This window comes from Paenibacillus sp. YAF4_2, from assembly GCF_052113225.1.
In the GTDB taxonomy this organism is placed as follows: Bacteria; Bacillota; Bacilli; order Paenibacillales; family Paenibacillaceae; genus Pristimantibacillus.
This window is the reverse complement of the sequence record NZ_JBFRCT010000009.1, coordinates 118,904-145,737: the sequence shown is the minus strand read 5'-3', so window position 1 is coordinate 145,737 and position 26,834 is coordinate 118,904. Positions and strand designations below refer to the sequence as shown.

Here is a 26,834-nt window from a genome sequence, read left to right as displayed (position 1 = left end):
ATTTTCCCCCGATCAAATAAATTCGCTAAACATATTTTTCAACCGTTCGAACATACCGGGTTTGGATGAAGCGGTGGTACCCGACTTGCGGCTTGCCGTTTTCTTCCCTGTACTTGCTGATGCTCCACGTACTCCCATATATTTCGACACGTATTGGATCATTCCTACTCCGCTGCTGTACGCAGGATCTCTCACACCGATATAATCCGGCGATGCGACACGAACGGATGATTCCAGCTCCACTTGTGCAAGAGCGAGTGTACCCGGCATTGTAACAGAACCTCCGGTTAATACGTATCCATTCACTTTGTCGCCGTAACCAAGTCTGCGTACTTCTTGACGAACAAGCTGGAAAATCTCCTGCATACGCGGCTCAATAATGCTGGCCAGATCGACCTGAGAGAATTCCTTCTCTACATTGCTTCCCATGCGAGTTACTTTAAACTTCACATCATCAGCTGCATCATTAACAAAAGCACAACCGTACTTTAATTTAATCTTCTCAGCTTGTTCCGACTGTGTCCGGAGACCGTAAGCAATATCATTAGTTACATATTCACCGCCGATAGGCAAAGTTGAAATGGCAGCAAGGCTGCCTTGCTCGTAGACGGTTATCGTCGTAGAGCCAGCTCCGATATCGGTAAGAACGGTTCCCATCGTTTTCTCATCTTTTGTTAGCGACATAACGCCTGAAGCAAGAGACATCAGAATAACGCCTGATATCCGAAGACCGGCTTTCTCTACGCAGCGCATTAAATTATGTATAGCCGTCTTTGTCCCCGTTACAATTGTCGCCTCTACTTCGAGCCGTACGCCAATCATCCCTCGTGGGTCAGAGATGCCTTCCAAGCCATCAACTAAAAATTGCTTTGGTACAAGATTAATAATTTCACGTTCTGGAGGAAGCGCGACCACTTTGGCCGCTTGAATAACACGTTCGATATCTTCCTCACCTATTTCACGATCCTCATTGGATACTGCAACAACGCCACGATTCGTCTGTAGTGCAATGTGATTCCCTTGAATCCCAACATAGACGTCTGATATTTGAATGCCAACCATTCTTTCCGCATGCTCCACTGCGCTGCGAATCGACTGTACGGTCTGGTCAATATCTACAATAGCTCCCTTGCGAATACCCTCCGAGTCGGCAGATCCAACTCCAATAATATTAATGGTTCCGTTACTCACTTCCCCAATAATAGCACGAACTTTGGATGTACCGATGTCCAAACTGACGATGATGTCGTTACTGCTCAACCCGCGGCACCTCCCGTTTCAACGAATAATAAAGACAAGAATAGGGTTATAAACATTCGTCCTTCTACTTATTCAACGCCTTTGATATATTCCCTCTTTTTTCAACAAAATTTTCATTTCCCTCATGTTACGTATTGAGCCTTATGTTATGAATGCTGGATTCTCGCTTGAAAATACATTAAATCTGTGTATAAAATTCTACCATTCTTTCTATCTATTGAGTAGTCTCTTTTTGATCAGATTCCATATTTTCTGAGTCACTACTATTAAACGGAACATAAGTGTCCGCGAGCAGCATCGTAATTTTCCCAGGCTCTTGCGTCTCGATAACCGCATTCAATGCATCGATCTTATCTGCCAGCAAAGAAACAGCAGTGATAACTTCAAATTTGGTTCGAGTGTAAATCTTGATCCGGTCTGGATACGCCTTGGACGGGTCCGGAATAATCTCTGACAAATCAGAAAGCTGCTTCTCCGAGATTTGGCCAAGCTGCTTGGTCAGCTCTCCTCGATTGGGATCGTCAGCCTTCCAACCAGAAAGCACGGGCTTGTCCATCAGAAATTCGTCGCTTAATGCCGAAACATTGGTTCCATTCGACATAATAGCAGACATTTCGCCGCTCGTAGACAGTTCAAATGCCACAATTGGGAATTCTTTGACCGTAATCTTCACATCACCGGGGAAAGACTTCGTAACACTTGCTTCCTGAATCGGCTTCAATTTCTTGATACGACTCACGACTTTGTTCTCTGATACGCCGAAATAGGCGTCACCAGCGTTAATGCCAGCTGCTGATTGTATGTCCGTCTTCGAGGTGTATTGTGCGCCCTCTATTGTTATCGTCGTAATCTTGCTGATTGATGAATTGAAAAATAATACAGATAAGAGAATCGCAAACAGTAGGAATAGAACGGCCAGCAGTTTGCGGCTGCCCCTTCTCTTCTTCTCCGGCTCTTTCAATACAGGCATGAGCTCGCTCATAACTTGTCCCTTCCTTCTAAAAAAACATCCGGTCCTCCTTCTTGGCAGGGCCGGTCGTTTCTATCCAGCTGCGATTCGGTCATCCGTCGATTAACTCTTCGGAACAGGAGAGTAACGCGAAATGCGCGCGCCGATTCTGCTTAACATCGTTTCAATGCAATCATAGCCGCGGTCAATATGATGGATTTGTTCGACGATCGTTTTGCCTTGTGCTGCCAATCCGGCGATAACAAGCGCTGCTCCCGCCCGAAGGTCGGTTGCTTCTACCGTTGCACCGTATAGACGCGGCACACCTCTAATAAATGCCGAGTTCATGTCAACCCTGATATCAGCACCCATGCGTGACAATTCATCCACATGCTTAAGGCGACCTTCGAAGATCGTTTCCTTCAAAATGCTCACTCCATCTGCCAGCGCAAGCAGCACCATCACCTGCGACTGAAGATCGGTTGGGAAGGCAGGATACGGAGCCGTAACGACTCTTTCTACCGCTCTTGGCCGCCCAGGACAGCCCACTTTGATTATATCACCGTCAACTACAATTTGAACACCTGCTCTGCGGAGCACGTGAATGAGCGAAGATAAATGTGCGGGATTCGTATTCAATAAAGTAACCTGCCCGCGTGTTGCGGCAGCAGCAACCATGATAGTACCGGTAACGATGCGATCTGGAATTACTGTGTATGTGCAAGGTGTAAGCGACTGTACCCCTTCAATTGTGATCGTATCCGTTCCGGCACCCATGATCTTAGCGCCCATCTCGTTCAGAAACCTTTGTAAATCTTGAATTTCCGGCTCCCGCGCCGCATTACTTATTGTCGTGCGCCCTTCGGCAAGCACGGCTGCCATCATAATGTTCTCCGTAGCACCCACGCTTGGAAAAGCCAAATGGATATCTGCGCCATGCAGTTTTTCTGCCCGGCAAATAATCCGGTTGCCAATTTCCTCAATCTCTGCGCCAAGTGCTTGAAGTCCTTCCAAATGAAGATCGATCTTTCTCTCGCCGATTGCGCAGCCGCCAGGCTGATAAACCTGCGTCTCTCCAAATCTAGCTAATAATGGCCCCATCAAAAAGATAGACGAGCGCATCTGTCCCATTAACGATTCCGGTACATGAGAAGTATGTGCGGTTTCTGTGTTCAGAACAACCGTATCTCCCACGTGCTCAGCGCGGCATCCTAATTCGCGCAAAATGTTAAGCATCACATCGATATCCAGCAGTCTAGGCACATGTTTTATTGTAGAAGTGCCTTCCGCCAACATACAGGCTGCCAATATCGGCAAAGCGGCATTTTTCGCTCCTTGGATAACAATGGATCCTGAGAGAGGTTTCCCGCCTTCAATCACCAATTTGTCCAATGTATCACCTCCGAATTACCGCTCACCCACCACCAATACTTCTGGTACCAGCTTAACTCCGTAACGGTCTGCTATTGTACCTTGAATGTGAGTCATGAGGGTGAGAACATCTTCAGCTGTCGCTTGCCCAGTGTTTACTATGAAATTGGCATGGAGCTCGGAAACTTCCGCTCCCCCGAATCGAACTCCCTTTAATCCGGCCTCTTGAATGAGCCTAGCAGCAAAATCATTCGACGGATTGCGGAACACGCTTCCTGCGCATGCAAGCTGCAACGGCTGCGTGCGTAACCGCCGTTCCTGATAAGACGCCTGTGTTGCCAGAATTTCATTACGGTCGCCTTCCGCAAGTTCGAACGTTGCTTCAATGACAACGCCTCTTACTTCATGAAGGATAGAGTGGCGGTAAGAGAATTGCATTGCCTCTCGATCGAATCGAACCAATTCACCTGTCTCCAGCACAATCTCAGCTGATCTAAAAATACGTGACACATCGGATCCATGTGCGCCTGCGTTCATGTAGACAGCTCCGCCGACATTCCCTGGAATTCCCCCCGCGAATTCCAGTCCAGTCAGACCTTCCCTGCCCGACATTCTCGATAATTTCACAAACGAGAATGATGCGCCAGCATGCACGAGCGTTCCTTCAAAACGCACATAATCCAGTCCGTCACGGGTCTTAATCACAACACCGCGGATTCCTTTATCACTCACCAGCATATTGGAGCCGCGGCCTAAATTCGTCCACGGTACACCATGCTTATGAAGAAGACGGATGGCCGACACGAGCTGATCTTTGCCGTGTGGGATAAACAGAACATCTGCGGGTCCGCCGATTTTCCAAGTTGTATGTTTTGCAAGCGGCTCATTAAATAATATCTGGCCTAGACCTGCTTGTTCCAATTCCGCTATATAATTTTCCATGTTGTCAAGCCTCCTTTAGCTTCTTGTTGAGAGAGTCAGGCAGATCCGCTGCGAGTTCAGCGCTAAATTAACTGCTCGCGGCGTTTGTAACTTACGGCCCGAACCGGGCGACGGTCACGATTTATAGAGTATCTTATGCCCTCTGCATTCCGAATGTGACAATCGCCTATTCTACCCTCAAAACACAAAAATGGACGTCATACGCCGCCTCGAAAGGCGGCGCCATGCCGGCCATTTACACCAATATTTCATCCCTTTATCTCGAATATCGGGATATATTGAGCAAAATGCCAAGTGCCGTAAGCAATAAGGTGAGCGAGGATCCTCCATAACTGATGAGCGGCAATGTTATACCCGTTACCGGCATCGCGCCAATAACCACTCCAATATTAATCAGAACCTGCACACCTATAATGCCGGTAATCCCTACTGCGAGCAGGCTGCCGAATGTATCCGGAGCAGAAATCGCAGTCCGAATCCCCCGCCAGACTAATATCATAAATAAGAGAATAAGTGCTGCCCCTCCGATAAAGCCGAGCTCCTCCGAGACAATGGAGAAGATGAAGTCGGTCTGCGGTTCAGGCAGATAGCTGAATTTCTGACGACTCATCCCTAATCCAAGCCCAACAAGACCACCTGGCCCAATCGCATAAAGGGACTGTATAATCTGATAGCCTGTACCGAGCGGATCCGCCCATGGATCCAGGAAGCCTGTGATACGCTTCATTCTATATGGTTCGGCTATAACCAGTCCTATGAGTCCCACTAACCCGCTGGAAGCGAGTAAGGACAAATGGCTGATTCTCGCACCGGCAGCAAATATAAGGATAAGAGAAGCCCCGACCATAACCGCACCGGATCCTAGATCCGGCTGGAGCATGATAAGTCCAAAGGCTAGTCCAACGAGCCCTAGTGGAGGAAGCAGACCCTTCGTAAAGAGCGTAATTGTCTGCTGTTTCTCTGAAAGCCATTTGGAAAGAAACAGAATCATAGCCAGCTTCATAAATTCAGAAGGCTGAATACCAAATGAACTGATGCCAAGCCAGCTTCGAGCTCCGCCGCGAACAACGCCAATGCCGGGAATAAGTACGATAATAAGCAGGACGAAGCAGATCAGAAGTGCAACCTTCGCCCAGTTTTTCCATATCAGATAGTTCGCGTTCATCGTAAATAGTAACGCACCAACGCCAAGAACGGCAAATATAAATTGGCGCTTCACATAATAGAATTTATCGCCAAATTCATGGAAAGCGAGCACAGCGCTCGCGCTGTATACCATTACTAATCCAATTGTCAGGATAAGCGCAATAGAGACGATCATCCATACATCCGGGGCGGACCTGGCTTTGGCCATAGCAAACACACCTCTTGATTTGCGTAAAGTAGGGACAAGCCCCCTACTTACAAGGTATGCGCCGATTCTTTAAAAATGCGTCCGCGCTGCTCAAAGGATTTAAACATATCCCAGCTAGCACAAGCCGGCGACAATAAAACAACATCTCCAGGCTCTGCAAGGCTAGCAGCTTCTTGTACGGCCTTCCGCAAAGTAGATTCGGCGTCCTCCTCAGGTTCGACCAATCGCAGATTCGTTAAACCTGCAAGCTCGGCCACCTTCGCCAGCTTGCCTCTCGACTCGCCAAGAACCACCAGTCCTTTGATACGGTCGCGGAATACCGGAAGAAGCTCCATATAATCGGAACCACGGTCAAGACCACCCGCAAGGAGTATAATTGGCGCGCTCATGGAGCCGACAGACATTATTGTAGCTGTAGGATTAGTCGCCTTAGAGTCGTTGTAGTATTTAACGCCTTTCACTTCACCCGCATACTCAAGTCGATGTTCAACACCATTGAACTGCTTCAGTGCGGGCACGATCACGTCAGGTTCAACTCCAGCAGCTATGCAGGCTGCTATGGCCGCAAGCGCATTACCCGCGTTGTGGCGGCCTGGAATTCCAAGTTCAGCAACTGGCAGAATGATCTTTTCCGATCCGTCTTCCTTGCGCCATACGATTACTCGAGCCACTTCTGCGTCATTCCCAGCCTCAAACGGCGGTTCTATGCAAACCCCGTTGTCCAAACGTGTATAAAGGGAGAAAGGCAGCACCTTTGCCGTCACCTGATCCACTAATGCTCTGCAGGTTGCATCATCCCAGTTCAGGACTGCAATATCGTCGACTGTTTGATTAGCAAACAGCTTCACTTTAGAAGCGACATAGTCCTCCATGCCGCCATGATAGTCCAGATGCGTCTCCGCAATATTAAGAAGCAAAGCAATACGCGGACGGAACGAAGATGTCCCTTTTAATTGGAAGCTGCTGAGCTCAGCAACAATCCAGTTGTCTTCCTTCGCTTCAGTCGCCGCTTCACATAATGGCGTCCCAATATTGCCAGCCACGATTGGCTTCAAGCCCGCTTCACCAAGCAGCTCGCCGATCCAGGTTGTCGTCGTAGTTTTGCCATTCGAACCTGTAATTCCAATAATTGGCGCCGCTGACAACCAATAAGCAACCTCAACTTCGGTTACAATCTCCACGCCATGCGCTTCTGCTTGCTGCACAGGACTTGCCGTATAAGGGATACCTGGATTTTTGACCAGCAATGCTGTCTCGCTAGTGACGAGATCGTCCGGATGATAACCGCATAGCACAGAAATGCCCAAAGCAGTCAATTCATCCGCTTCGGGGCATAGTTCACGTTCTTTTTTATCATTTACGATAACTTCCGCTCCCAGAGCATGGAACACTTTTGCTACGCTCACGCCGCTTCTCGCAAGACCTAATACAACGACGCGGCGATCCCGATATGTCGCCGGATGGTTCATAAGTACAACTCCTTTGTATGAAAAGCGGTGTAAGCCGCTAATTCTCGTTCGTTATATGTAACCTTGGAAGCCCTTGCCAGTCTCACAAAGGAGACCAGCTGTAAGGGACCAAAAGTAATAATGAAACCTTAAAGACCAAGAAGAAGTCCAATAACTGCTAACACAAGACCAACCGACCAGAACGTTGTAACGACACGCCATTCGGACCAGCCGCTTAATTCAAAATGATGGTGAATCGGGCTCATTTTAAAGATCCGTTTGCCTCGCAGTTTAAATGATCCTACCTGCAAGATAACTGAGAGCATCTCCAGAACGAACACACCGCCAACAATAACAAGCAAAATTTCCATCTTCGTCAAGATGGCGACTGCAGCAATCCCCCCGCCAATTCCAAGGGATCCGGTGTCACCCATAAACACCTTGGCCGGATGAGCATTAAAGATCAGGAATCCTAATACCGCCCCTACCATCGCGGCAGAGAAAATAGCCGATTCATGCTCAGATACTTGCAGCGCTAGAATCGTAAATGCGCCAAAAGCGATAGCACTCGTACCCGACAAAAGACCGTCAAGGCCGTCTGTGAAGTTTACTGCATTACTGGAACCAAATAAGATGATGACAACAAATGGATAGTAGAACCACCCAAGATCAAAGTCCCATGATGTTCCCGGTATTGTAATCAACGTGCTGTGATTCATATTATACAGCTCCGCGCATACGATGATGGAGAACAACAGCTGACCGAACAACTTCTGACGCGCTGTCAGGCCTAGCGAACGTTTAAATACGATTTTGATATAATCATCCAAAAATCCAACAAGGCCAAACCCTACAGATGCGGTTAGCAGCACCCAGAAATCAGCTGTCTTATCGGAAAATTTCAAGAAAGAAATAAGCAGTGCAAGCATAATAATGATGCCGCCCATTGTAGGAGTGCCGCTCTTCTTTAAGTGGCTTTGCGGACCGTCAGTCCGAATTTGCTGTCCAAACTTCATGCGCCGGAGAAGCGGAATGAACAATGGTCCAAGCAGAACTGCTATTAAGAATGATGCGCCTAAAGAAAATAAGATGACCATCGTGTCCATTATCTCACCTCGCTTCCAAAGTTTGGACAATCTGTTCCATTCGCATACCGCGGGAGCCTTTGACCAGTACGATATCATTTGGCTCCACTTGCTCTTTCAACCATTCTCCAAGCTTTTCTTTATCGTCAAAATGTACAATTCTGGTATTCTTTGCTTCTGCCGGGAATTGGGACATGGCCCCTTCCGACGTATGCAGAGATAAGCTGCCGAACGTTACAACGGCATCAGCCTTGTCCGGTGTAATGTAAGCGCCTGTCTCGAAATGAAGTGACTCTTCATCCGGACCAAGCTCCAGCATATCGCCAAGCACAATCCACTTCCTGCGGAAACCGGATAACTGCGAAACCAAATCGATGGCAGCCCGAACGGCTGTTGGATTAGCGTTATAAGCATCATTTAGAATCATGGCTCCATTACTTGCTTTAACTGGCTGGATACGCATCCCTGTCAGCTCAAGCCCAACTAATCCATTGCGGATATTTTCTTCCGAAATGCCGAAACGGCGTCCGATTGCTATGGCAGCAAGAGCATTGCTTACATTATGCTGGCCAGGCACAGGAATGGTATAGGGCGCTGAAGGATTCTCCTGCCCCTTGCGTTTAACCGAAAAGGTAGATGAAACAGCGCCAATCCCAATCTCTGCTGCCGACCAGTCGTTTTGCTCCCCTAAACCAAACGTCTGGAGCTGCGTGCCTTCCGGCAGGCTCATCGTCTTAAGCTCAGCTTCAAGCAACGGCTCGTCACCGTTATACAGCAGAATGCCTCCAGAATGGAGACCCTGTGCAATTTCGAGCTTCGCCTTGGCAATACCTTCCCTTGAACCTAATTGCAGCAAATGTGCATCACCAATATTCGTAATGACCGCTACATCCGGACGGGCAATATTCGTCAGCAGCTCAATCTCACCAAAGCCGCTCATCCCCATTTCGAGTACAGCCGCATCCGTTTCTTCATCAAGCCCAAGAACCGTAAGCGGCAGACCGATATGATTATTTAAGTTGCCTGCTGTTTTGTGAACTTTATAGGAGGTGCCAAGTACAGCAGCAACCATATCCTTTGTTGTTGTCTTGCCGTTGCTTCCCGTAATACCGATGACACGAACATACAGCTCTTCACGGTAGGAAGTAGCAAGCTGCTGCAATGCCTTTAACGTATCTCTTACGAACAGCAGTGGTGCATCCGCCAGCTCCTGCGGCACCTCCCGCTTCATCTCCCATAACGCAGCGGCAGCACCTTGCTGCAGTGCCTGCAGCACATAATGGTGACCATCAAAGTTCCCCCCAACGAGCGGAACGAACAGCTGGCCTTCCTTAATACTACGCGTATCAGTGCTGACACCTGCAATACGGATCGGCTCACCTTTATAGGCTCTAGCGCCGCACATGTCGGCGACCTGCTCCAATGTACGATTTATCACTGTAACAATCCCCTTATCGCTTCTTTCGCCACTAATCGGTCATCAAATGGATGCGTTACGCCTCCGATAATTTGATACGTTTCATGACCTTTCCCCGCAATCAATACTACATCGCCGGAGCTTGCCATTTCAACCGCTTTTTCAATCGCAGCGCGGCGATCGACCAGCAGTTCGTAGTGTTCCGGCGAAACGCCATCGGCCACTAGTCCTGCTTCAATATCCTTCAGGATCAGATCAGGGTCTTCCGTTCTTGGATTATCCGATGTGACAAATACATAATCTGCATAACGTGCCGCAATGGAGCCCATGATTGGACGTTTCGTCCGGTCACGATCTCCGCCGCAGCCAAACACACAAATAATACGCGGCGGTGCAAGTTCTTTCACAGCTCGCAGGACGTTCTCAAGTCCGTCCGGTGTATGCGCATAGTCAACAACAACAGCAAAATCCTGACCTGCCTGCACCGATTCGACTCGGCCAGGCACGCCTGGAACGGCTTCGAGACTCGCTTTAATCTGTTCGAGCGTTATATCTTCAATCAGAGCTGCCGTAATGGCTGCCAAAGCATTGTAGACATTAAACTTGCCGACCATTTGTAGCGCAATATCTGTTTCCCCGCGGAATGTAGTTAAATGGAACGTCGTCCCTTGTGCGGAAATTCGGATATTGGTCGCACGTACATCTGCTTCCCGGTCAATCCCATAAGTAATGACTTCAGCTGCCGTCAGCTTGGCGAACTGATCCGACACTTCATCATCGACGTTCAATACCGCGTAGGAGCAGTCTCCTTGTTGTGCCGGGAACTCATTGCCAAGGCGGGAGAAGAATAAGCCCTTCGCCGCTGCGTATTTCTCCATCGTGCCGTGATAATCCAGGTGATCCTGCGTCAGATTTGTAAAGATGGCCGTACGGAAACGGCAGCCCTTCACACGGCCTTGCTCAAGTGCATGCGAAGATACTTCCATCGCACAATAAGCCGTACCTTCCTCACGCATAGCGGCCAAGTATTGCTGAAGCTGAAGCGCCTCAGGCGTTGTCCCGGACATCGGAAACGATTTGCCCGCATAACGCATCTCGACCGTCCCGATCACACCAGAGCTGCAGCCATTGTCATTCAAAATTTGCTCGATTAAATATGTTGTTGTCGTCTTGCCGTTTGTTCCCGTAACTCCGATCAAATTCAAAGCTTCGCTAGGATGCCCATAGTAATGATCAGCAAGCACAGCCATTGCCAGCCTGCAATCTTTTACGAGGAGCTGTGGAGCATTTAGCTCCAGCTCACGTTCGACGACGAAGGCGACTGCGCCTTTGGCTGCTGCCTGAGGCGCGTACGCATGCCCGTCAACGGTATGTCCCGGCAAACAAATGAATAGCTGGCCGGGTTCTACCTTGCGGGAATCCGTCTCAATGCCAGTCACCTCTATATCGCCGGAGCCTAGCAGCTTCGCTGTAATAAGCCGTTTGGCCAAATCGCTTAATCGCATGTTGTTTTCCTCCCATATGTAGGTCGTTATCTCTCATTATAGTCAAGGAGGATGCATTATATCATCCTCATTGACTATTGTAAGTCAAGGAGAATGAGTTATATCATCCCCCTTGACTATTGTAGGTCAATGGGTATCGGATATATCATTCTCATCGCCCAAATATATTCGGATTGTTGAACCTTTATCTACTCTTGTACCAGCGGCTGGTGCCTGACGAATGACGGTATTGCCTGAGCCTGCTGAAGAAAGATTAAAGTTCATGTTCATATCTTCATAGATGTCTGACACCGACTGGCCGATCATATTGGGCACCGTCACAATAGGAGTTTCACCATACTTATAAGTTCTGTCAATCTGCTTTTCACGCGGCGGCACCTGCAAAATGGTAAGCGCATCTTCCATAATATTATGAACGATTGGTGCTGCGACAACGCCACCGAATTGAATGCCCTGTGGATTATCAACCGCTACATAGATGACGATCTCAGGTTTATCTGCTGGTGCGAATCCGATAAAAGATACGATATGTTCATTAGGAGAGTAACGACCGTTAATTACTTTTTGTGCTGTACCTGTTTTTCCTCCAACTCGGTAGCCGTCAATGAAAGCATTTTTCCCCGTCCCTTGAGCTACGACACTTTCAAGCGCTTCACGCACTTGCCTCGACGTATCTTCCGATATAACCCTGCGCACCTCTTCCGGCTCCACTTGCTGCACGGTTTCTCCGGTTAATGGATTAATCCACGCTTTGGTCACATGCGGCTTATATAAGGTACCGCCATTAACAGCGGCAGAAACGGCAGCTATCTGTTGAATCGGCGTCACCGATACCCCTTGCCCAAAGGCAGTTGTAGCCAGCTCGACAGGGCCTACCTTATCCAGCTTGAACAAAATCCCGTTCGCTTCGCCCGGAATATCAATACCTGTCTTCGAACCGAATCCGAAGTTTTTAATATAATCGAAAAGTTTCTCTTTGCCAAGCCGATTGCCAAGGTTTACAAATCCCGGGTTGCAGGAGTTTTGAACAACTTCCAGGAACGTTTGGCTGCCATGGCCCCCCTTTTTCCAGCAGCGAAGCCTTGCTCCGCCAATCTCTACGGCTCCCGGATCGAAGAAGTACTCATTCTTCAAATCAACCTTTTTCTCTTCAATAGCCGCAGCAAGCGTTATGATCTTAAAGGTAGAACCCGGCTCGTAAGTCATCCAAATCGGAAGGTTACGGTTGTATACCTCGGTCGGAAACTCTCTATAATTGGCCGGCTCATAGGTTGGCCTGCTGGCCATGCCCAATATCTCGCCGTTGTTCGGATTCATCGCAATCGCGATTATATCATCAGCTTGTAGAGCAGTCATAGCCTGATCGAGTTCACGCTCCATAACGGCTTGAATCTGCTTGTCGATTGTTAATTCCATAGTCAAGCCTTGCTGAGGCGCCTTATAGGTATCCGAAGAGTTCGGCATTAATCCACCGGATGCGTCAGACAAATACGATACATTGCCGTTGATTCCCGTAAGCTTATCGTTATATTTGGATTCTACACCTGTAAGGCCTCCATCAATACCCGTAAAACCTAGCAAATGAGCAGCAAGGCTGCCGTAAGGGTAGTACCTGCTGTTATCCTCAGCAATAACAATGCCGTTCAGATGCAGGTCCCTTACTTCCTGTGCTTCATTCAGTGACATTTTCCGGCCGCCCGGCTTCAGCTCCACAATCCGTGCCTTCTTCGATAACAGCTTAACAAGCGATTCCTCTGTCATGTCCAAATAAGGGGCCAGCTTGGCCGCGGTCGCTGCCTTGTCCGGAATTTGGACAGGGATAGCAAGTACGGATGGCGTGCTCACGTCAAAGGCGAGCTTTACCCCGTTGCGGTCCCAAATCTCGCCCCTCTTCGCCTTATAAGTAATTTCGCGCCGCCAGGAATCTTCTGCCTTGGCAGACAGCTTCTCCCCCTGCCATAACTGAACATAGGCAAGCCGAAAAATTAAACCTGCAAAAGCAATTACACAGATCATTAACACAATAAACAGCCGGCGACGCAATGTTACATTTGATACCTTCATATCCTTTGTCCCCCTCCGCCTCATCCTTCGGCAGAGCGTACGCTGACGCTCATTCCCAACTTATGAGGGACAAGGGGTGGATAGAACAAGCTGTTGCTTGATTACTGCGTATTTGTTGTATCTACCTTGGATTCATCTGCATTAGCAGCAGAATCTTGTCCTGATGCCTGCTGTAATTCAGGAGACAAAGTAAGCTGAAGAAGCCGTTCGCCATTTTTCGTAACCTGCTTTTGGCTTACGACATATCCTTCGCCTTCCGCCGTTACACGAATGTCAAGCACAGAAGCGATTTCCAGCGCATCCCGCAAGGAGATGCCCGTCATATCCGGTATCTTGAGCTTGTCCCGCTGCTCGGTTATCAAATAAACCTTCTGGGCAGGATGAACAGAAGCTCCTGATGCAGGTACTTGCTGGATGACCGTTTTGCCGCTGCCAACAACCTCAACATTAAGACTGCGTGACTTCAACTGGGACTTCGCTGCAGATACGGTCAGTTTGGCGAGTGCCGGTACAGTAACGGTTACTTCTTTCTTCTCGTCGTCGGCACCTTGAATCTCAGGTGCGATACCCATATGCTTCAAGCTTTTATATACAATATCCTTGAAGGCTGGAGCTGCTACTGCACCACCACCAACTGTAGAATCGTTTGGTTCGTCAACTACGATATAAAGGACAATCTTCGGATTTTCAACAGGCGCGTATCCGATAAAAGATACAACGAACTTATCTGAAGAATATTTGCCGTTGATTACCTTTTGCGCTGTACCTGTCTTACCTGCTACCCGGTAACCTTCGATGTAAGCGTTGCGACCCGTACCAATTTCTTGGTCCGATACAACCTGCTCGAGGTATTCGCCAACCTTCTTCGAGGTATCCTTGGAAATAACATTGTTATTAATAATCTTTGGCTCGGTCTTCACCGTGGTTTGCGTATTCGGATCATAGATCTGCTTGACAATATGCGGCTCCATTAGTTTACCGCCATTTGCCACTGCAGCTACAGCCGCAACCTGCTGAAGCGCCGTAACCTGTACTTTACCTTGACCAAAAGATGCCCGGGCAATATCAGACGGAATGGATAAATTAACATTAATTGCACCTGCAGATTCTCCGCCAAGCTCGATCCCCGTCTTTTTACCAAATCCAAACCGATTAATATAATCGAGCAGCTTCTCGCCGCCCAGCTGTTCCCAGCCCAGCTTTACGAAGGCAACGTTACTGGAACGCTTCAGGCCTTCCAGATAAGTAATCGTACCCCAGCCAACCTTGTTGATATCCCGTACCGGCGTCCCCGGAACGGCAATTGAACCAGAATGATACGTCGCATTTGGATTAAAGATACCCTCCTGCACCGCAGCAGCAAGCGTCACAATCTTGAAGGTAGATCCCGGCTCATACAGAGATTTGATCGCATGATTATAAGCATTCTCATAATTGCTGTCCCAATAAGTATTCGGATCAAATGTCGGATAATTGGCCATTGCCAGGATTTCCATCGTATTTGGATCGGCCGCAATTGCTGTAATGCTCTTCGGATGGTATTTATCATCAATGTCTTGAAGTGCTTTCTCGACATAATCCTGAATATCCATGTCGATCGTCAATGCAATGTCTTGTCCATCCTTAGCCGGCTGGTATTCTACATCGCCTTTCGCGAGCTGAACACGCTTGCCGTCCTTCTCATACTTAAGCTCCCCGTCAATGCCTCTCAATTTATCATCGAAGAAGGCTTCAATACCGGTTTTGGCTTCGCCTTCCTTTGTCACATAACCAAGTAACTGGGAAGCCTTTGCATTACGAGGATAATAACGCTTCTGATCATTGGTTATGATGATGCCAATGTCTTTTTTATTGTATTTTTTCTTCAACTCGTCTTCGAACTCAACGATTTTATCAGCCAGCGCCTTATCAATCTTCCAGCCTTCCTCGTGAATCTCCCGCTGTTGATAGTAATCGCCGTTATCCTTTTGCGCGGTCACCAGCTTAAGCAGATCAGCTTCTGACTTTCCGAGTATCTTATGCAATCCTTCCGCTACTTCATCTGCAATATTCAAGGAATGAATCATAGCCGGATTAACCGATACATCATAAGCAATGGAATCCATAGCGAACATGTTGCCGTCTCTATCAGTAATTGAGCCCCTCTTAGCTATGAGTTTCTCTTCCGCTGCCCACCTCGTCTTGGCCTTCTCATACCAAAAGTCACCTTTGACTACTTGTACCCAATAGATTCTGCCGATTAAAACAACAAAAAGGAGGGTCATTATCCCTCCAAACAACAACGTACGAAGCTTAATTCGTTTTATCATGGTCGTCACCTATTCGGTCTTATCTTGCTGCGTTTTTACCATGATGTCAGGCTGCTCAGTGCTGGCCATACCTTGCGTTTCGGCCATCATGCGAATGCGCTCCGGATCGCCCAGCATCTCTACTTGCTTCTGTAATTCTTTCATATCAATATTCATAGCTGCGTATTGATTGTTCATTTGCTTGATTTGCACGCGCATATCGTAATTTTTGGCATATTGGTTCACAATTACACCAAGCACGATTACACAAAAAACAACGGTGAACATGTAAAGCAGCTTTTCCTGTAGTGGAATCGACTTGCGCTTTACAACGATCCGTTTCGTCTCACGGATGACTGGCCGTTGATCCGGCTTGCGCTTTGGCTGCATCGCCAAATTGCCATTAATATAAGCCAATGAAAGAACCCCCTCTAACCTACAATTTTTCTGCGACACGCAGCTTGGCCGAACGAGAGCGCGGATTAACTTCTAACTCCTGCTCGCTCGGAACAATCGGCTTGCGGTTCACTAACCGAAGCTGTCCTGTGCCACCGCATACACATTTTGGAAAATCCGGCGGACAAGTGCATTTTTCAAGATAACTCGCAAATAATTGCTTGCAGATGCGATCCTCTAACGAATGGAACGTAATGACAGATACTCTGCCACCAGGACGAACACATTTGACTGCCTGCTCTAACGCAACTTCTTCTGCACGAAGCTCATCATTCACTGCAATACGAAGCGCTTGGAACGAACGTTTGGCAGGATGGCCGCCTGTTCTTCTTGCTGCTGCTGGTATACCGGACTTGATCAGTTCCGCAAGCTCGCCTGTAGACTCCACCGGCGCATTCTCTCGAGCTTGAATAATTTTACGCGCGATCGATCTTGCGAACTTCTCTTCCCCATAAATATGCAGGATCCGAGAAATCTCCCGTTCTTCCCAGCTGTTGACGATATCGTAAGCCGTTAATGCGCCTCCCTGATCCATCCTCATATCAAGCGGTGCATCATGATTGTAGCTAAAGCCACGTTCCGCTTCATCAAGCTGTGGACTGGAAACACCAAGGTCAAACAGAATACCGTCTACCTGAGGAACACCGTCTACCGTAGGAACATCACACGTGAGCAGCATTTCTTCCAAATAGCGAAAATTGCTTTTGACTAGCGTTACTCTATCCATATAGGGAGCAAGCCTTACGCGTGCGTTCTCCAGCGCTGCATCATCCTGGTCAAATGCGATTAAACGCCCTCCATCGCTCAGCTGGGACACAATCCGTTCACTATGGCCTGCGCCGCCAAGCGTACAGTCGACGTATATGCCGCCTGGCTTGATTGCCAGTCCGTCAACCGCCTCTTCCAAAAGCACTGTAATATGCTGAAACACGCTAACATCCTCCCATTCTTGTTGCTTACTCTAGAAGTTGAAGTCGAAATCGACCAATTTCTCCGCGATCTCATTGAACGCCTGCTCGGACTGCTCATAGTAGCCTTCCCATGTCGATTTGCTCCAAATCTCAACTCGGCTGGAAACACCAAGCACCATGCAATCCTTGTCCAGCTTCGCATATTCGCGAAGGTGGGCTGGTATGTTTACCCTTCCCTGTTTATCCAGCTCACATTCCGTAGCTCCGGAAAAGAAAAACCGGGTAAACGCACGGGCATCCGATTTCATCAGTGGCAGCGACTTAAGCTTCTGCTCAAGCACAGCCCACTCACTCATCGGGTAAACAAACAAGCAATTATCCAATCCGCGGGTTGCGATAAAGCTGGTACCAAGCGAGTCACGAAACTTAGAAGGAATTATAATACGGCCCTTCTCATCAATGGTATGTTGATATTCACCCATAAACATGAGATTGACCCACCCCTTCCCCCGATTCCCCCACTTTGCACCACATTCTCCCACTAAGATACAGTAGTTCGCCACCTAAAATAAAAATCCTGCTCAATGAGCAGGATTTTTAATAAAATTAATTCATATGATTAACCATTTGGATGATTCGGGTCATCCTCCTCGGTTTCTTCTTTAACTGGAGGAGTTACAAGAGTTTGCGGCGGGATAGAAGGCATGGATTTGTTTCTTGCCCGGCTTCTTCCACGCAGCCAATAAATAGGAACGCCGATAATAAACAGCAGCAACAGAATTGGCAATGCGCCTGCAATGAAGATAAGCAGACCCTGCAGAACGCTGATCATAGCGTCGACACTGTCATTGATTGCTTCGGACATTTTATCCCCGATGCCATCTTCCTTATCTTTCGTCTCTGCCTTCGCATCCGGTTGATACAATCTCAGCTCGATTGTTGAATAAGAAACGTTGCTATCCAAATAGCGGATCCGGCCCTTCAGCCGTTCAATATTTTCCTGTACCGTGGATAACTGCTCAGAAAACTTAACCAGATCATCTGCCTTAGTTGCTTTATCCATAAAGGCAAGAAGCCGTTCCTCCACCACCTGCTGAGCTGTCAGTCGTGATTGAAGATCCACATACTCTTCCGTCACATCCGTTCCGCTGATCTGTCGCTCAAACTTTTTATGCTCGATGCCATCCAGCCGGTCTATGAACGCCATAAACCCGGCAGCGGGAACTTTAATGGTATAAGTAGAGCTCTTCTCCCCATTGTACTGCCCGTCTTGGAACTTTAAAATGTAGCCCTCAGATTGATGTATCGCATTCCGGAGCGCCGTTGCCGCCTTATCATAATCGACGGCTTCTATTGTCAGATTCGCTTTATAAATCAGCTTCTGATTCATGGCGGTTCCGGTGCCTTCCGCTGCGATCTCCCCGATTGAACCGCTGCCAGCTTCTCCTGCTACAGCAACAGCCGGCGCCTCTGCCGAGGAGCTGCTTACGCTGTTTTCCGTGGCTACCGATTGGCTTACAATACTGTCTGCTGCTGCGGCAGCGCCATTCGAACTTGAAGTAGCGCTGTCACTATTACTGCTGCCATTCGAACTTGAACATCCTCCTAGAATAAGTGCAACAACCATAATCATGAGCAAGAACGTATACCATTTTGTTATTTTACGCATCTTTACTCCCCCTTTTTTGTCGTCCACCGTTCTAGACGCTCAATATTTGGTAATGTTGCAAAAGGGAGTAAATAGCGGTTAATTCCTTAAGTTGCTCAATAATACTTCAATTAGCTCCACCGCTAGCTTCGCTGTCTGATCTGCGCGGTCCAGCAGCGGATTCACCTCTACGAATTCAGCAGATGTTAGTCTTGCAGACAGACCAAGCTGGCGAAGGGCTATCCTCGCTTCCTCCGAAGATAATCCACCTTGTACCGGAGTTCCGGTCCCTGGTGCTTCAGTCGGATCAACACTATCGATATCAAAGCTGAGATGAATACCGTCTGTATTTGCCCCAGCTAGTCTAATCGCTTTAGCAATAACCGCATCGATGCCAAGTTTGCGGATATCCGCTATGCCGAAACAAGCAATACCTGCAGAATGAATGAGTACCTCTTCCGCTGGATCCAGATCACGAGCTCCAACCAGAACAATATTGGCTGGGGAAACAATGCCCGCTCCAGGCCACAAATGCGATAAAGACAGCTGTGCCCTTCCTTGAGCGACAGCAAGCGGAATGCCGTGCATATTGCCGGAAGGGCTAGTTGATTCTGTGTTCATATCAGCATGCGCATCGATCCATATGACGCCAAGCCTCGGGTAATATGCAGATAATCCTGCTAATGTACCCATTGCAAGGCTGTGGTCTCCACCAAGTACAAAAGGAAATTGACCGGCTGAAACAACCGTATATACTTCTCCAGCGAGCGCTGTCCCTGTTGCAATGACTTCTGCCGAATGCTTCATAGGCAGCTGAATGGATGGTATTTGAATACCGGCTTCTCCAATATCCTTCTGCTCGTCAATATGGCATCCCAACTGCTGCAAACTCTGTAAAAGACCAAGATGAAGGAGATGGCGGGGAGCAAGTTCACTTCCGGGGTTTCCGGCACCAAGGCCAAAAGGAACCGACAACAACGCGATCCGCGGAGGTGTCTTCATATTTGAAACACTTCCTTAATTCGCTCCAGCGCCCAGTCGAGCTCCTCCTTCGAAATAATTAACGGCGGGGCGAAGCGGATCGCCGTCTCATGAGTCTCCTTGCATAACAGCCCGATCTGGAACAGCGCTTCACAATAAGCCCTCGCCTGCACTGACAGCTGCATGCCAATAAATAACCCTTTTCCCCTCACTTCGATAATATCTTCATGGCTTATCGCTTCCAGGCATTGCTTAAAATATTGTCCGAGCTGTTCGGAGCGCTCAGCCAGCTTCTCATCCTCCATGACCTTCAGCGCGGCAAGCGCAACTGCACAAGCGAGTGGATTACCACCAAAGGTTGAACCATGAGAGCCGGGCTCGAATAGCCCAAGCACATCATCACCAGCCGCAACGGCCGATATAGGCAGGACTCCGCCGCCAAGTGCTTTGCCAAGAATGTACATATCGGGAATAACATCCTCCCAATCGCAGGCAAAGCGTTTGCCCGTTCTGCCAAAGCCGGTCTGGATCTCATCAGCAATAAACAAAACGTTTTGCTGTCTGCACAGCTCAAAGGCCTGCTTCAAATAGCCGTCAGGCGGAACGATAACGCCAGCTTCTCCTTGGATCGGCTCTACAAGAAAAGCTGCAGTATGCGGCGTGATCGCATTCTCAAGTGCTTCAGCGTCACCGTACGGAATAATTTTGAATCCAGGTGTAAAAGGACCAAATCCTGCACGGTATTGCGCTTCCGAGGAGAAAGAAGTGATGGTTATGGTCCGGCCGTGGAAGTTCCCTTCACAGACGATAATTTCCGCCTGACCGTGTGGTACGCCCTTCACCCGGTAAGCCCAGCGGCGCGCCGCCTTCAAGGCCGTTTCCACTGCTTCTGCTCCTGTATTCATCGCTAGAATTTTGGACTTGCCCGTAAACTCTGCCAGCTTCTTGTACAACTGACCTAACTCCTCGCTGTGGAAAGCTCTAGAAGTAAGGGTTACTTTATCCGCTTGCTCCTTGAGTGCACGGATGATGGCTGGATGCCGGTGTCCATGATTCAACGCCGAATATGCGCTGAGCATATCCATGTACCTGCGGCCTTCCGGATCCTCCACCCACACCCCTTCAGCATGCGTAATAACGACAGGAAGCGGACTATAGTTACGGGCACCGAAGCGATCCATAAGACGTATTGTGTCAACGGAACTTCTCATAGCCTATCCCTCCTAAAAAGAATTTCTGCAAAGATGGCCTAATTGGGCCATTTGCGGTAATTCTTACGTCGTAAGCATTCTCCTAAGAATTTCTGCAAAGATGGCCTAATTGGGCCATTTGCGGTAATTCTTATTTCGTAAGCATACCCCTTGTTTCATTGTACGGCGATTGCCGCAAGTCCAATGACCGCAAAAAAAAGAACGCGCCATTTGGCACGTCCTTTTTTGTCATATTCAAGTGTAAAATAGGTATTAGTCTTCTTTCCAGCTGTCAAGATAAGTAACTTGTTCAGTTGTCAGCTTATCGATGCTGATGTTCAGTGAATCCAGCTTGAAACGTGCAACCTGCTCATCAAGCGCATAAGGTACGTTTACGACTTGTTTGCCGATTGCAGCATACTCATCGTTCACATATCTCAGGCCAAGGGCTTGAAGGGCAAAGGTTGTATCCATAATCTCAGCCGGATGACCGTCACCAGCAGCCAAGTTAACTAAGCGACCTTCCGCCAGCACATAAATGCTGCGGCCGTCCTTCAGCTTATACTCCTCAATGTTGCGGCGAACGGTACGAATATCCGTAGACATTGCTGCAAGCTCCGGCTTGTTGAACTCCACATCAAAGTGTCCTGCATTGGACAAAATCGCACCATTTTTCATCACTTCGTAATGCTCGGCACGGATGCAATCCTTGTTGCCAGTTACAGTGATGAACAATTCGCCGACTTTAGCCGCTTCGCTCATCGGAAGTACAGTAAAGCCATCCATATAAGCCTCTACAGCTTTAATCGCGTCCACTTCTGTTACAACAACGTTTGCTCCCATGCCTTTCGCACGCATCGCAACACCTTTGCCGCACCAGCCGTAGCCGACAACAACAACAGTCTTGCCCGCTACTACAAGGTTAGTAGTCCGGTTAATTCCGTCAAACACAGATTGGCCGGTACCATAACGGTTATCGAACAAATATTTGCAGTAAGCGTCGTTAACGGCAACCATCGGGAAGCTGAGCGTGCCTTCCTTTTCCATTGCTTTCAGGCGGATAATGCCAGTCGTAGTCTCTTCCGCGCCCCCACGAATATTCACACGAAGATCCGGACGTTCTGTATGGAGAATCGTCACAAGATCGCCGCCGTCATCAATAATGAGGTCAGGCTTGGATTCGAGAGATTTAACGAGCAGTTCCTTATACTCTTGTGGATCCGGATTGTACTTGGCGAAGACAGTAATCCCGTCTTCTACAAGTGCCGCACAAACATCATCCTGCGTAGACAATGGGTTACTGCCTGTAATCGTTACATCTGCTCCGCCTGCCTTCACTACTTTAGCCAGATAAGCGGTTTTTGCCTCAAGGTGAAGCGAGATTGTTACTTTCAGCCCTTTAAAAGGCAGCTCTTGCTCAAATTGCTCGCGAATCCGGTTTAATACCGGCATGTGTGCACTTGCCCAGTCGATCTTCAAATGTCCTTCCGGGGCAAGGGCGATATCGCGGATAATGCTATTTTCTTGTGTACTCATTCTTTCAGTAGCCTCCTACAACATTCTTCGGGATAACTCATAAATAGACGAGCTGATGACCGCCGCTTGGCTCAAATGGAAGCTCGAGGAGCTTCTCCAGCCAAACGGAACCATAACGATTCCAATAACCGGTCATATTGATTACGCGTTCCTGCGGTTTGCCGCTCGGCCATAATGAAAGCGCAATACGGTCTAGCTGGCGAATGGATGCATCATATTGCTTGTTGAATGCATCCTTCGTCTTCGATTCCAAATATTCAATCTGCTCCACGATCTTCTGACGATTCGTCTCGCCCAGCTTGAGAAGTCCCGGCTGAACCGAGCCAGCAAGCTCCAAAAGCGGCCCATACATCGAAATAAAGGATTGCTTTACTTCTTGGAATCGCTCTTCGATGGACAATTGATCCTGCTCCGTCAGCCACTGCTGCTTGCGGGCATCAAATCGCTTCGCCACATCCTCGAAGGACAGCTCATACTTCATCATATGCTTCGCAATCGTACCTTCTACCAAGGTGAAGGAACTTCGCGGCACAATTATCGGCATTTCCATTTCTAGCTTACGGAAAGCTTCTCCGGTTAATGCCCAATAAGCAACTTCACCAGGTCCTAGCACCGTGCCAAGAACAGGAAACAGATAATCCTGCATAATGGGTCTCGTCAGCACGTTATTGCTGAATTGTGAAGGTTGATCCTCCGCAAGCTGCAGCAGCTGCTCCTTGGACCAGAAGGCTGTTCCCTTCCGATCCTGGAACTGCCCGTCACGCTTATGCAGAAGTGTCCGTTCATCTCCGCTCTCCGAATTGAACAAGAAGAGGTTCGCACTGCCGTCCACAACATCAGCCTGCAGTTGATAACCAAACGACTTCACTTTCTCAGCAGCTGCTTTATAAGCCTGCTCCAGCTCATCGTTTTGCTCGATCATTCTGCGGAACATTGGTGCTTCTACCTTGCGCAGCTTTGGATCATCCGCATCAAGCAGTACAAGCCCTTCCTTCCCGAACAAGAAAGCCAAAATGCCCGCAAACATGTCCGATAATGAGCGGGACTGTCCTGTGATTTGCTTCAGTTCCTCGAGTAGGCCTGGTTTAAAGTCCGAGTGGGGCAGCGTTTGCTCCAGCTCTTCCAACAGCTTGTTCCAGCTGTCTTCATCAACAGTGGTACGGCTAACGGATGTTCTTGGCCCTTCCGGGCGCTGTAAGGTAAGCTTGCGCAGCTCCTGTTCTGCATTCAGCAGGAAGGTATGATTCGCTTCATCCCAATCATGATCCTCGCCCGCAATCCAGAAAACGGGTACAACCGTACGGCCAAGCTTTTGAGAAGCCCATTTGGCGCCACTAACAATGGAAACTGCTTTATGTATCACAAGCAGTGCTCCTGACCACAGTCCCGCCTGTTGTCCGCCAATAATAACCGGTGCTCCTTCAGCAATAGCACGAATAGAAGCATCTACCTCTGGTGTTGTATAACGACTGTTGTATTGTCTCAGCACTTCGGCAACTTCAGCCGCATTTGCTCTACTTCCAGCCAATTTCTCCAGCCGCTCCAAACGAGTTGTCCAATCCTGTTCCCGCTCAGGATGATAGCCATACAGCAAATCTACATTTGCGTCCGTCCGATGTATATACGCCTCTGTTAAAGGCTGGGCGCTTGGCAAGTCATAATGTTCCGTATTCATAGCGCAGCCAGTTCCTCCTAAATCAATCTTATATTTTGAATAACTGTAATCAATCATGCAACAATTTGATTGTACACAAAGGATAAGCCGCGCGTCAAAAAGAAAAACAGCCTTTTTGCAAGAATAATAACCCCTTGCATATGCGCTACAGGCCATCATTCAGCTTGGAAGGCTGTTCTTTCGCTCTATTCTTTCACTACTGTTATAAGTTATGCGGAGAAGATTTTTTGCCCAATCGCAATAAACATGAGGAGCAGGTAAGCCATACTCATTGTAAAGAATCCAAGCCTCCACACCGCGCGGACGATTCGCCGGACATTTACACTGCCACGCTTTCGGAACTGCATATTACCCAGCATACCGCCTCCAAGAAGCATGAAGAGAATAATCGCGTACAGCCCAAAGTGGCTGTTGAACAAGGAGTCAAATAATACCGCTACACATCCAATAAGCAGTGCGGTCGTCACATCCATCGCTAGTTGCAACGCTTTCTTCCGGTCTTCTGAGAACAACCCATGCCCGAAATAAACGAGCGCAAAAGGAATGACAGGTATTACAGCCAAGTAGGCATAGACGTATTTAATACTATCCCATAACCATCCCATGTCATCCCCACCTTCCTCATGTTTCCTTACTTACTGAAATTGTTTCACTAGTGCGGTTACGGCATCATTTAACGGAGAAGGAATACCGTGGCGCTTTGCAACCGCTGATACTCCGCCATTAATCCAATCAATCTCTGTCTTACGCCTTGACCGAACGTCACTCAGCATGGATGATACGTTCGCTGAAGTTGCCTCACATACATCCAGTACTAACTGCCAGCCTTCTCCAGCAAGCATCATCCCATCAGCCGTTAAGATGGTTGACGTCTCCTGATACAGTGATTGCATAAGCTTAATCCGTGATGGATGCCGAGGAAGCTCTCCGTTCGTTATATCAAAAATAGCGGTAAGCGGGTTAATCACCGCATTAATAAGCAGCTTTTGGTAAATTCGATCTCTCATTTGATTCGACAGCCCTACGCTGAATCCTGCCGATTGTAGGACATTCAGCAACAAATTTTGGAGATTTTCGTCCTTTTTGTCCCAATTTGCAGGTCCAAACCATAGCTGTCCTTTTCCCGTATGCCGTACACCATTCTCTTCCATCCGTCTTGCACCTTCAGAAGTGACCCCTGCATAGAGTGCGAGGTCTGGCAAAGCAAGTGCCAGCTTGTCCAAGTGACCAATCCCATTCTGCAGGCAGAGCATTGCCGTATGCGGCCCGCACAATCTCTTCAATTGACCAACAAGCAGCTCATCAATATGACTTTGCTTCACCGTGAGTATGATCCAGGCAGGCTCCACTGGATTCTCTGCCAGCTCGGCCTCAAGATTAGAGAGACTATGACTATTTATTGCAGTACTCCTCACGGAACCATCCAGAGCCTCTAGCTCGATGCCTTCCTTCTGCAATAACGCCGCTTGCGTTTCTGTTCGGGTCCATACAATAACTTCCTGCCCTGACTGTGCGAGTTTCCCAGCATGCAAGAGACCGATGGCTCCGCCTCCAACTATATGTATTTTCAATTGTGGTCCTCCTAAAAAGAATTAACACTAATAAGGCCATAGTAAGGCCTTGTGTGGTAATTCTTAACATCGTAAGCATCAACTAAAAAGAATTGCCACAAAATAGGCCATATCAGGGCCTTTGCGTGGTAATTCTTAACATCGTAAGCATCAACTAAAAAGAATTAACACTAATAAGGCCATAGTAAGGCCTTGTGTGGTAATTCTTAACATCGTAAGCCTTGGCATAAAAAAAGTATGCTCGTATATATAGCATACCTAATCTTGTATATCCCGCAAAGGGGCTGAAAAAGCGAACACCCCGCCGTTATCTTCCCGGCGGGGCATCTACTTACTCAATTCGTTCCAAATTGCCGTTCGCATCCATTTTAAACCGAGGCTTTGCTTCCTCTTCATGCGTTAACACCGCCAGCCGGCGTGCCCGGTCCATAATTTGAATCAATGTTTTATAATCATCATTGACGGCCCGGTAATCGGTTTGAACATTGTTTACTTCTTTAGACAATCTCTCATTTTCATCGCGTAATCGTTCAATCTCGTCCTCTTTTTCCCTCAGTTCTTTCTCGAAAGACTTCATTTGACGACTTACATCCTGATAAGTGGTCTTGAATTGTCTAAGAAAACGAATAATGGAATCAACGGATAAACCTTCTTCCGTCGTTACCGCATTAGCACTAAAGGCTCTTTCTTCTGCATCAAATACAGCAATAGAAGAGACATGAGGAGTTGCGACAATCGCCTGTTTTTTCAAATAATTGCGCTTCTGGCGTTGTTGCTTGGCGATTTGAATCGCTTCTTCATAACGTTTGCGGACACAGCTGTTCCAGCGGAATCCGCAAGCTGCAGACGTCCGTCCAATACGTTCTCCTACCTCTTCGAACGCCGCAAGCTGGGTACTACCTTCTCGAATATGGCGTAGTGTAACTTCGGCGAGAATGAGATCATCGTCCGGACTCCACGCATCTTGTCTGACTGCTGTCATGCGACCAAAACCTCCTTACGTAAAGGCGCTTACTTTATCTCTATGCCCTTGGTAGAGTTCATAGAATCTATTGGATACTAAATTGTATAACCAAATTTTAAAGTGCTCATACATAATTCATCCGATTAATGCGCAAACTGTTGTCATAACCGCTCATTTTTACACAAAATAGTTGAATTTGTTCGTGCCTGCTTGTTTACA

Annotated in this window: 22 protein-coding genes; all 22 read right to left on the bottom strand. The window is 48.1% G+C overall.

Features of this window, described 5'->3' with window-relative positions; genetic code table 11:
* Positions 1-12: 12 nt before the first annotated feature.
* Entirely contained in the window at positions 13-1,260 is a 1,248-nt protein-coding gene (ftsA, locus tag AB4Y93_RS20880) for a cell division protein FtsA (RefSeq protein WP_441894776.1), read from the bottom strand.
* A gap of 214 nt (positions 1,261-1,474) precedes the next feature.
* Positions 1,475-2,242, bottom strand: a complete 768-nt coding sequence (locus tag AB4Y93_RS20875) for a cell division protein FtsQ/DivIB (protein WP_441894775.1) — start codon at positions 2,240-2,242, stop codon at positions 1,475-1,477.
* A 90-nt stretch (positions 2,243-2,332) separates the two neighbouring features.
* Positions 2,333-3,601: a UDP-N-acetylglucosamine 1-carboxyvinyltransferase gene (gene murA, locus AB4Y93_RS20870; protein ID WP_167277735.1), complete on the bottom strand. Its 1,269-nt coding sequence runs from the start codon at positions 3,599-3,601 to the stop codon at positions 2,333-2,335.
* A 15-nt stretch (positions 3,602-3,616) separates the two neighbouring features.
* Complete coding sequence (gene murB, locus AB4Y93_RS20865) at positions 3,617-4,522, bottom strand: UDP-N-acetylmuramate dehydrogenase (RefSeq protein ID WP_441894774.1); 906 nt, start codon at positions 4,520-4,522, stop codon at positions 3,617-3,619.
* A gap of 256 nt (positions 4,523-4,778) precedes the next feature.
* Positions 4,779-5,876: a stage V sporulation protein E gene (gene spoVE / locus AB4Y93_RS20860; protein WP_441894773.1), complete on the bottom strand. Its 1,098-nt coding sequence runs from the start codon at positions 5,874-5,876 to the stop codon at positions 4,779-4,781.
* A 47-nt stretch (positions 5,877-5,923) separates the two neighbouring features.
* Positions 5,924-7,345 carry a UDP-N-acetylmuramoyl-L-alanine--D-glutamate ligase gene (gene murD / locus AB4Y93_RS20855; RefSeq protein WP_441894772.1) on the bottom strand — a complete coding sequence of 474 codons (1,422 nt, stop codon included), beginning with the start codon at positions 7,343-7,345 and terminating at the stop codon, positions 5,924-5,926.
* Positions 7,346-7,473: 128 nt separating this feature from the next.
* The gene (gene mraY / locus AB4Y93_RS20850; protein WP_167277725.1) at positions 7,474-8,430 is read right to left on the bottom strand and encodes a phospho-N-acetylmuramoyl-pentapeptide-transferase; all 957 of its coding nucleotides are present in this window, start codon (positions 8,428-8,430) and stop codon (positions 7,474-7,476) included.
* Between the two features lie 4 nt (positions 8,431-8,434).
* Positions 8,435-9,847: a UDP-N-acetylmuramoyl-tripeptide--D-alanyl-D-alanine ligase gene (locus AB4Y93_RS20845; protein WP_441894771.1), complete on the bottom strand. Its 1,413-nt coding sequence runs from the start codon at positions 9,845-9,847 to the stop codon at positions 8,435-8,437.
* A complete protein-coding gene (locus tag AB4Y93_RS20840) occupies positions 9,844-11,331 on the bottom strand; it encodes a UDP-N-acetylmuramoyl-L-alanyl-D-glutamate--2,6-diaminopimelate ligase (RefSeq protein ID WP_441894770.1) in 1,488 nt (495 codons plus the stop codon). Before AB4Y93_RS20840 ends, AB4Y93_RS20845 begins: the two co-directional genes overlap by 4 nt.
* Before the next feature lie 126 nt (positions 11,332-11,457).
* Positions 11,458-13,395, bottom strand: a complete 1,938-nt coding sequence (locus AB4Y93_RS20835) for a stage V sporulation protein D (protein WP_441894769.1) — start codon at positions 13,393-13,395, stop codon at positions 11,458-11,460.
* A gap of 101 nt (positions 13,396-13,496) precedes the next feature.
* Positions 13,497-15,704: a penicillin-binding protein gene (locus AB4Y93_RS20830; RefSeq protein ID WP_441894768.1), complete on the bottom strand. Its 2,208-nt coding sequence runs from the start codon at positions 15,702-15,704 to the stop codon at positions 13,497-13,499.
* Positions 15,705-15,713: 9 nt separating this feature from the next.
* Positions 15,714-16,100, bottom strand: coding sequence for a cell division protein FtsL (gene ftsL, locus AB4Y93_RS20825; protein WP_441894767.1), 387 nt, complete (start codon positions 16,098-16,100; stop codon positions 15,714-15,716).
* 19 nt (positions 16,101-16,119) lie between these two features.
* Positions 16,120-17,070, bottom strand: a complete 951-nt coding sequence (gene rsmH, locus AB4Y93_RS20820; RefSeq protein ID WP_441894766.1) for a 16S rRNA (cytosine(1402)-N(4))-methyltransferase RsmH — start codon at positions 17,068-17,070, stop codon at positions 16,120-16,122.
* 30 nt (positions 17,071-17,100) lie between these two features.
* Positions 17,101-17,538 (bottom strand): division/cell wall cluster transcriptional repressor MraZ, encoded by a 438-nt coding sequence (mraZ, locus tag AB4Y93_RS20815; protein ID WP_167277708.1) that lies wholly within the window; start codon positions 17,536-17,538, stop codon positions 17,101-17,103.
* Between the two features lie 131 nt (positions 17,539-17,669).
* Positions 17,670-18,719: a DUF4349 domain-containing protein gene (locus AB4Y93_RS20810; RefSeq protein WP_441894765.1), complete on the bottom strand. Its 1,050-nt coding sequence runs from the start codon at positions 18,717-18,719 to the stop codon at positions 17,670-17,672.
* A gap of 78 nt (positions 18,720-18,797) precedes the next feature.
* Complete coding sequence (rocF, locus tag AB4Y93_RS20805) at positions 18,798-19,700, bottom strand: arginase (protein ID WP_441894764.1); 903 nt, start codon at positions 19,698-19,700, stop codon at positions 18,798-18,800.
* Positions 19,697-20,890, bottom strand: a complete 1,194-nt coding sequence (locus tag AB4Y93_RS20800) for an ornithine--oxo-acid transaminase (protein ID WP_441894763.1) — start codon at positions 20,888-20,890, stop codon at positions 19,697-19,699. Before AB4Y93_RS20800 ends, rocF begins: the two co-directional genes overlap by 4 nt.
* Positions 20,891-21,142: 252 nt before the next feature.
* Positions 21,143-22,405, bottom strand: coding sequence for an adenosylhomocysteinase (locus AB4Y93_RS20795; RefSeq protein WP_441894762.1), 1,263 nt, complete (start codon positions 22,403-22,405; stop codon positions 21,143-21,145).
* Positions 22,406-22,442: 37 nt separating this feature from the next.
* Positions 22,443-24,080: a bacillithiol biosynthesis cysteine-adding enzyme BshC gene (bshC, locus tag AB4Y93_RS20790; RefSeq protein WP_441894761.1), complete on the bottom strand. Its 1,638-nt coding sequence runs from the start codon at positions 24,078-24,080 to the stop codon at positions 22,443-22,445.
* A 209-nt stretch (positions 24,081-24,289) separates the two neighbouring features.
* On the bottom strand, positions 24,290-24,685 hold the full coding sequence (locus AB4Y93_RS20785; protein ID WP_441894760.1) for a DUF3397 domain-containing protein: 396 nt from the start codon (positions 24,683-24,685) through the stop codon (positions 24,290-24,292).
* 30 nt (positions 24,686-24,715) lie between these two features.
* Positions 24,716-25,651, bottom strand: a complete 936-nt coding sequence (locus AB4Y93_RS20780; protein ID WP_441894759.1) for a ketopantoate reductase family protein — start codon at positions 25,649-25,651, stop codon at positions 24,716-24,718.
* Between the two features lie 331 nt (positions 25,652-25,982).
* Positions 25,983-26,633, bottom strand: a complete 651-nt coding sequence (locus tag AB4Y93_RS20775) for an RsfA family transcriptional regulator (RefSeq protein WP_441894758.1) — start codon at positions 26,631-26,633, stop codon at positions 25,983-25,985.
* Positions 26,634-26,834: the final 201 nt, after the last annotated feature.

Excerpts from the sequence above, each read along its gene's own strand:
- AB4Y93_RS20875 (WP_441894775.1), bottom strand. The coding sequence starts at position 2,242 with ATGAGCGAGCTCATGCCTGTATTGAAAGAGCCGGAGAAGAAGAGAAGG.
- murB (WP_441894774.1), bottom strand. The coding sequence starts at position 4,522 with ATGGAAAATTATATAGCGGAATTGGAACAAGCAGGTCTAGGCCAGATA.
- spoVE (WP_441894773.1), bottom strand. The coding sequence starts at position 5,876 with ATGGCCAAAGCCAGGTCCGCCCCGGATGTATGGATGATCGTCTCTATT.
- murD (WP_441894772.1), bottom strand. The coding sequence starts at position 7,345 with ATGAACCATCCGGCGACATATCGGGATCGCCGCGTCGTTGTATTAGGT.
- mraY (WP_167277725.1), bottom strand. The coding sequence starts at position 8,430 with ATGGACACGATGGTCATCTTATTTTCTTTAGGCGCATCATTCTTAATA.
- AB4Y93_RS20840 (WP_441894770.1), bottom strand. The coding sequence starts at position 11,331 with ATGCGATTAAGCGATTTGGCCAAACGGCTTATTACAGCGAAGCTGCTA.
- AB4Y93_RS20835 (WP_441894769.1), bottom strand. The coding sequence starts at position 13,395 with ATGAAGGTATCAAATGTAACATTGCGTCGCCGGCTGTTTATTGTGTTA.
- AB4Y93_RS20830 (WP_441894768.1), bottom strand. The coding sequence starts at position 15,704 with ATGATAAAACGAATTAAGCTTCGTACGTTGTTGTTTGGAGGGATAATG.
- mraZ (WP_167277708.1), bottom strand. The coding sequence starts at position 17,538 with ATGTTTATGGGTGAATATCAACATACCATTGATGAGAAGGGCCGTATT.
- AB4Y93_RS20810 (WP_441894765.1), bottom strand. The coding sequence starts at position 18,719 with ATGCGTAAAATAACAAAATGGTATACGTTCTTGCTCATGATTATGGTT.
- rocF (WP_441894764.1), bottom strand. The coding sequence starts at position 19,700 with ATGAAGACACCTCCGCGGATCGCGTTGTTGTCGGTTCCTTTTGGCCTT.
- AB4Y93_RS20800 (WP_441894763.1), bottom strand. The coding sequence starts at position 20,890 with ATGAGAAGTTCCGTTGACACAATACGTCTTATGGATCGCTTCGGTGCC.
- AB4Y93_RS20795 (WP_441894762.1), bottom strand. The coding sequence starts at position 22,405 with ATGAGTACACAAGAAAATAGCATTATCCGCGATATCGCCCTTGCCCCG.
- bshC (WP_441894761.1), bottom strand. The coding sequence starts at position 24,080 with ATGAATACGGAACATTATGACTTGCCAAGCGCCCAGCCTTTAACAGAG.
- AB4Y93_RS20785 (WP_441894760.1), bottom strand. The coding sequence starts at position 24,685 with ATGGGATGGTTATGGGATAGTATTAAATACGTCTATGCCTACTTGGCT.
- AB4Y93_RS20775 (WP_441894758.1), bottom strand. The coding sequence starts at position 26,633 with ATGACAGCAGTCAGACAAGATGCGTGGAGTCCGGACGATGATCTCATT.